This window comes from Yaniella soli, from assembly GCF_054782375.1.
Genome location: NZ_BAAGSP010000034.1, coordinates 23,135 through 29,540, shown reverse-complemented (window position 1 = coordinate 29,540; position 6,406 = coordinate 23,135). Strand labels below are relative to the sequence as shown.

Annotated in this window: 7 protein-coding genes and 1 riboswitch; of the genes, 5 read left to right on the top strand and 2 right to left on the bottom strand. The window is 54.9% G+C overall.

The window, feature by feature from the left end:
* The 3 genes from ACYVJT_RS13670 to ACYVJT_RS13660 all read left to right on the top strand — a co-directional run.
* Positions 1 to 320: hypothetical protein (locus ACYVJT_RS13670; protein ID WP_499418476.1), on the top strand; the 320-nt coding region annotated here is incomplete at its 5' end.
* Positions 299 to 622 (top strand): divalent-cation tolerance protein CutA, encoded by a 324-nt coding sequence (gene cutA, locus ACYVJT_RS13665; protein WP_343957482.1) that lies wholly within the window; start codon positions 299 to 301, stop codon positions 620 to 622. The genes ACYVJT_RS13670 and cutA, both read left to right, overlap by 22 nt.
* A 141-nt stretch (positions 623 to 763) precedes the next feature.
* Positions 764 to 1,693, top strand: a complete 930-nt coding sequence (locus ACYVJT_RS13660) for a VOC family protein (protein WP_343957485.1) — start codon at positions 764 to 766, stop codon at positions 1,691 to 1,693.
* 39 nt (positions 1,694 to 1,732) lie between these two features.
* Here ACYVJT_RS13660 and ACYVJT_RS13655 read toward each other — a convergent pair whose 3' ends face one another.
* Both ACYVJT_RS13655 and ACYVJT_RS13650 read right to left on the bottom strand, forming a co-directional pair.
* A complete protein-coding gene (locus ACYVJT_RS13655) occupies positions 1,733 to 2,377 on the bottom strand; it encodes a VOC family protein (RefSeq protein WP_343957487.1) in 645 nt (214 codons plus the stop codon).
* A 118-nt stretch (positions 2,378 to 2,495) separates the two neighbouring features.
* Positions 2,496 to 3,590, bottom strand: a complete 1,095-nt coding sequence (locus ACYVJT_RS13650) for a baeRF7 domain-containing protein (protein ID WP_343957489.1) — start codon at positions 3,588 to 3,590, stop codon at positions 2,496 to 2,498.
* Between the two features lie 146 nt (positions 3,591 to 3,736).
* Positions 3,737 to 3,848, top strand: a riboswitch (SAM riboswitch).
* A gap of 87 nt (positions 3,849 to 3,935) precedes the next feature.
* Here ACYVJT_RS13650 and ACYVJT_RS13645 point away from each other — a divergent pair.
* Positions 3,936 to 5,258, top strand: coding sequence for an O-acetylhomoserine aminocarboxypropyltransferase/cysteine synthase family protein (locus tag ACYVJT_RS13645; RefSeq protein WP_425579871.1), 1,323 nt, complete (start codon positions 3,936 to 3,938; stop codon positions 5,256 to 5,258).
* A 13-nt stretch (positions 5,259 to 5,271) separates the two neighbouring features.
* Positions 5,272 to 6,402 (top strand): homoserine O-acetyltransferase MetX, encoded by a 1,131-nt coding sequence (gene metX / locus ACYVJT_RS13640; protein WP_343957493.1) that lies wholly within the window; start codon positions 5,272 to 5,274, stop codon positions 6,400 to 6,402.
* Positions 6,403 to 6,406: the final 4 nt, after the last annotated feature.

The following is a 6,406-nucleotide window of genomic DNA, read 5'->3' as shown; positions in this document are numbered from 1 at the left end:
AATATTCTCACTCATACGACAGAATTAACACGACATTTCAGCACTGTCCGATTAAACCGCCGACACCACCAAAAATAAAAGCGACTGTAGTACTAGGGACCACTACGCAAAATGACAACTTCGATACGATGACCGATATGTTGGCTGGTTTCACGCCATCGCTTCTTCTCGGCGCGGCACTGGTGCTGTACCGGTGCAAAGGGTGGTTCGGTTATATCGGTGCACTGCTGTCTGTGGCAGAGTCTTCGCGGAATGCAGTGCACTTTCAGTTGCTGAACGAATCGTGCAGACTGGCGTCATGCAGACAACAGATTATGTGACGATTCAGACAACCACCGATTCCTGTGATGAAGCAGAACGACTGGCATCCTTGGCCGTTGAGCAACAGCTCGCCGCGTGTGTCCAAGTCAGCCAGGTGCACAGTTTCTATCACTGGCAGGGCGAGACGCACCGCGACCAAGAGTACCTGTTGACGCTGAAAACCACGAGCGCAACGGTGCCTGGTATCAAGCACCTTCTGGCTGAGCAACACTCCTACGATGAACCAGAGATGATCGTCCTACCGATCATCGATGGGGCAGCCGGCTACCTCGACTGGATTCGTGACATGACCGATGAATAATGTCTTGTCAGGTATGACGTTCCTCACCAAAGGAACACTTGCTGCAGAAAGTCAGTTATAGTGAGTACAAATGCTTCAAATTTTGAACGCATGCCCCTTTTGTGCATGTATGAACTTCGACGTCATAGCTAAGGAGTCGACATGACTGACAACGTACTAACCCCGAAAAATGCCCGCCTCGCTGCTGAGACTGAGATGGGAGCGGTGACCCTGAAGGTCGCCGACCTCGACAATATGATCCGGTATTACACACAAGCGCTTCCCCTGGAAGTCACTGCACAACAGGGGTCATCGGCGATTATCGGTCGCGGTCAGCGCCCCTTGGTGATCCTCGAGCATTCTCCAGAATTGCAGCACGCCTCGCCGCGAGCCGCAGGACTGTTCCATACTGCGATTTTGTTTGAAACGGAAACCGCTCTGGCAGCAGCCGTCTACGCGGTGGCAAAATATGCGCCGAATTCTTTCACCGGCAGCTCGGATCACTTGGTGAGTAAAGCCTTCTACTTCAATGACCCTGAAGGAAACGGGATTGAACTGTACTGGGACCGCGACCGTAGCGAGTGGAGCTGGGTTCACGGTCAGGTTGAGATGGACTCACTCTTCTTGGACCCGAACCAGTACCTGAAGGACTATATGACCGAAGAGGCGATGCAGGACCCGGTCATCGGCGACGCCATGATTGGTCACGTCCATCTACAGGTTGGTGATATTGAAAGTGCCCAGAAATTCTACGTTGACTGGCTTGGCTTTGAAGCTACCAAGGCCAACTTCCCCGGTGCCCTGTTCGTCAGTGCCGGTGGCTACCACCACCACATGGCGATGAACGTGTGGAACAGCCGTGGTTCGGGACGTCGGGACAAGACATTAGGTCTTGGCGAAGTAGATATTGTCTTGCCGACCAAGGATGAAATTGGAGAAATAGCTGAACGCGTCAAGCACTATGGTGTTCAAGTTGCCGATGACGGTCAAACACTGAGCTTTGAGGACCCTTGGGCTAACGTTCTGCGCATTCAAACCGCAGAGGCACAACCCTTCACCGTCTTCTACGGCGCAACAAAAAATCGACCATGATCGCACATCATGGTCGATTCTTTCAGTATGCAAGGTGCCCTATATTGTCACAAGCCCCTTTGGCGTTGAGAAGGTGACCTCGGCAATGCCTGGAGTGCCGGACGGTGAGATGTATTTAATGTTGAGATCCTCGACGAGCTCGTCAGATTCACCGAGACCCAACCAGTCACGAACGCGAGGACGGTTTCCTGCGATCGTGATGGATTCGATCGCAGCTTGGACAGGTTCGGCCTGAGAGGGGTGGAGATCCTCGGTGCCTTCGAGCCAACGCAAGATGTAGGGGACTTGGGGGTCGGCAATGAGACCTTTAATGCCGATTTGTTCCCATTCGAGTGTGCGCCCGTCTGGGAAGGTGCGTCCGCCCGGTACGGCACGGCGATCGAGTCGTTCCTCGAATGGCGTCATGTCGTCGACGGAGACGACCCAGCCCATCCAGCCGCCGCCCATGTTCGAGCGGGCTCGAACGGCCTGGCCAAACGGTGCTTTTTCGGCAGCAGGGTGTTCTAGAACTTCGACGATTTCAAAGTATTGGCGGTTTTCCATCGGGAAAAATACGTTGCGCGTCCCGAAGCGCGGATGAATACCCCCGTTGACCCAGTCAACGCCGATCTGTTGAGCAACTTTGTCGGCGGTGGCGATGAGCCCCTCGGGGCCTACAGCATAAGAAACATGATCCAAGCGCATGGTCAATAGTTTTCCATGGTTTGACTCCGATTGTTGAAATAAGTCACAAAGTGTTGCATTCCTGATGACATGCAAAACCCCTCGATCCTATGAACCGAGGGGCGCACATGAACTGCTATTAGTAGCGCATTAGTGCGGCTACGTCGTCAACCCGGCCATCAGAAATGATGACAATATCACCGGAATTGAGTTTGGTATGCAAGATAGCGGTGTTGACATCACCGGTGCCGTCGGAGGCATTCAGTGATGGGTTAATGAACAGCGTGTCTACGCGACCGGCTACTGCTGCTTCACGAATCAGATCGGGTTGGGTTTCGCCCAACCCCGTGCCGGATACATCAGCGAAGCGGTTGTATGCTGCATCGTCGTTTGAAGCGAAGCGTGGCCGAACAACGTCCCAGCCTGCCTTCTGCAGATCACGGTTCGATGACGCATCGGGGTTACCACTAATGAAGTCTTCGGCGACGACCGGATACGAGGACGACGCCTTCAGCGTGGCGACGTTTTCCGAAACGCCTGCCATGACCAGCGGTTGGGAGCGGGCCCGCCCGAGCAAGTCACCCAGCGAGTCTCCGACTTTATGAAGGTACCGGGTAATCTCGGATTCCTGGTTGTCTGCTGCGCCGCCGTGACCGTGGAACATGGTGCCATTGCCGCCGCCGGAGCGGTTTTGTAGCGTGGCTTGTCGGTCATCGGTATCGGTGACATCCTCGAAGGATTCTGGGACGATATCTCCGAGGTCCAACTGCACGACGGAGTCTTTGGTGGCGTCCAAGAGGCGAACCTGGTTGCGCGAAACCCCCAGGATATAAAAGGCATGGGACTTGGTGAGTGTTTCAGACATGGGACGCAACACGAAGTGTTCTGCAACATGGGTGTATTCGCTGACCGGCACGCCCAAGCGATAGACCAGATTGAGTCCTCGCGCCGCGAATAATGCAAGGGATTCACCCTGTTGCCGTAAGAAGGGGGCGTCAGTAGCAATGGCGTCGAACGAGGCCAACATGTCTTTGGCATCTGATTCCGGGACACCGGCGTTGACGAGTTTTTGCCGAGCCTCTTTAACTAACGACTTCACGCGAGTAGCCGTGTCCTGCGGTTGGTGTTGTGGGGGAGCAGTTGGCAGAAAAATAGTGACCTTCGGGCCGGTGGCGGCAGCCATAGCCTTCAGGTCATCAGCAGTGAGTTCATCAAAGTATCCAAGTTGTTCCATGCATCAACACTACAACGTGTTCTCGAGGATTTGCAGGGTTAAAAAACCATGAGTTTATTGCTAGGGACTGATATTGTGCTGGTGGTGTACATGGCGTCTATGTCAGGTCGCTATCTGGGCGATTTTCTGGCATAGTAGTGGGTGTTGGTCACGAGTGTCAGTAGTAATGCCCCGGCTTACTGACCGGCAACCCTCCACCGCGGTGGGGTGCCCCGGGTGAGGACCAGGTCTCATGAGTATGTGAGACAAGCGCGGGTCTTCGCGCACGTCAACTAACCTGCGCGGTAGGCGGGCGTTGAAAGACCCCTTAGTTTCGAAGGAGTCTTTGCATTGGCACAACGCGATATCACCGACCAGACCACGTGGGGATTGTCCACTCGTCAAATCCACGCCGGGATGGTTGAGGATTCAGACTTTGGGGCAACACAGCTGCCTATCTACCAAACCACCAGTTTTAACTTCCCAGATACGGCTACGGCAGCAGGACGTTTTGGGTTGTCGGAACTCGGGCCAATTTATACCCGTCTGACGAACCCAACCACGGACGCCGTGGAAAACAAGATCGCTGCTCTCGAGGGTGGCGTCGGTGCCGTGCTCTTGTCGTCCGGACAATCCGCCACCACGCTCAGCGTGCTCAATGTTGCAGGTGCCGGAGATTCCGTGGTGGTTTCCACCTCGCTTTACGGTGGAACCCAGAACCTGTTTAAGCACACCCTTCCTCGCTTAGGCATTGAAACCATTTTCGTGCAGGATCCAAATGATTTGGATGAATGGCGCAATGCAATCAAATCAAACACTAAGGCTGTCTTCGCAGAAGTGCTCGGCAACCCGAAAGCCGACGTACTGGACTTACCAGCGGTTTCAGAAATTGCTCATGATGCCGGGATCCCTGTCATCATCGATTCAACGCTGACACCACCTACTGTGCTGCGCCCAATCGAACATGGCGCTGACATCATCGTGCACTCAGCAACCAAATACCTCAGCGGTCACGCTGCGGTGATCGGTGGCGTGATCGTTGACTCGGGCAACTTCGACTGGACTGCGAACCCGGAGAAGTTCCCTTGGTTTAACGAACCAGATGAGTCCTACCACGGTGTCGTGTTTGGTACCGACTTTGGACCAAACGGTCCACTGGGCGCCAACCTGTCGTATATCCTGCGCATCCGCACACAGCTCCTGCGCGATATGGGTAATACGGCCTCCCCGTTCAACGCCTTCTTAATTAACTTAGGCCTTGAGACGCTGTCACTACGCATGGAGCGCCATTTAGAGAACGCGCAGCGCGTTGCCGAATGGTTGGAAGCCCACCCCCAGGTAGAGAAGGTCCAGTTCGCCGGACTGAAATCATCACCGTATTATGAGCGCGCGCAACAACTGTTACCAGACGGCACCTCAGGCATTGTCGCCTTCGAGATCGTCGGTGGAAAAGATGCAGGTCAGACCTTTGCCGAAGCGCTGACTCTGCACAAGCTGGTTGCCAATCTTGGTGACGTGCGCTCCCTGGTAGTACATCCTGCTACCACCACCCACGCCCAACTCTCTGAGTCAGAACAACAAACCGCCGGGGTCACCCCCGGGCTGGTGCGACTCTCAGTGGGCCTGGAAGACATCACAGACATTTTGGACGATCTGCAGTCAGGCTTCGACGCCGCTGCAGCTGTTTAACAAGGAGTAGGTCATGTCATTGGATCTTGAATCAGTGACCGACCCGGCAACATACGTGGCGGAACCCGGCCTGAAGACGGTATCGATTGGCGAGCTATCCTTCGAAACAGGTGGCTACCTGCCAGAGGTCGAACTCGCCTATGAAACCTGGGGCACGCTGAACGCAAACAAATCCAACGCAATACTCATTCAGCACGCCTTGACCGGCGACACCCACGCCGCATCATCGGAAGCACTGCCCGAAGCCGGCTGGTGGGAAAATATCATCGGTTCTGGCAAGGCCATAGACACAAACAAATGGTTCGTCATGGCCGTCAACATGGTTGGAGGATGCTACGGATCGACCGGTCCAGCGTCGCTGGATGAAAAGCAGCAAGCATACGGATCCAAGTTCCCGTTTGTGACCATTCGAGACTCGGTCAATGCAGAAGCAAAACTCGCAAACATCCTCGGCATCGAACGCTTCCACGCCATTATCGGCGGCTCGATGGGCGGCGGTCGTGCACTCGAATGGGCCGCCATGTATCCGGACCGTGTTAATGGAGTCGGCGTCATCGCCTGCGGCGGACAATCCACCGCGGAACAGATTGCCTTTGCCCAGACACAAGTCGACGCTATTCGGCTTGACCCGAACTTCAAGGGCGGAGATTACTACGACGGTCCAGCACCGGTCCACGGGTTGGGTATCGCACGCCAGATTGCCCATATCAACTACCGGTCCGAACCTGAGCTCAATGCTCGGTTCGGGCGTGCATTCCAGGGAAACGAAAATCCACTGGAATCCGCGGTAACCAGTCGCACCGGTCGCTATCAGGTTGAGTCCTACCTGGATTACAAAGCCAAAGACCTGGCCGGCAGATTTGACGCAAACTCATATGTCGCCCTGACCGAAGCACTCATGTCACACGATGTGGGGCGCCACCGTGGAGGACAGGCAGCAGCCGTCGCAGGTATCACCGCCACACCCTTCATCGTGGCCGTGAACTCCGATAGGCTGTATTTTCCAGAACAAAGCTATCAATTGGCAGCTGACTTCGGCCCACACACACCGGTGCACATGATCGACTCACCCATCGGACACGACGGATTCCTGACAGATCTGCACCAGGTTGCTGATGCCATGATCACCACGTTAGGACTCTAAACAC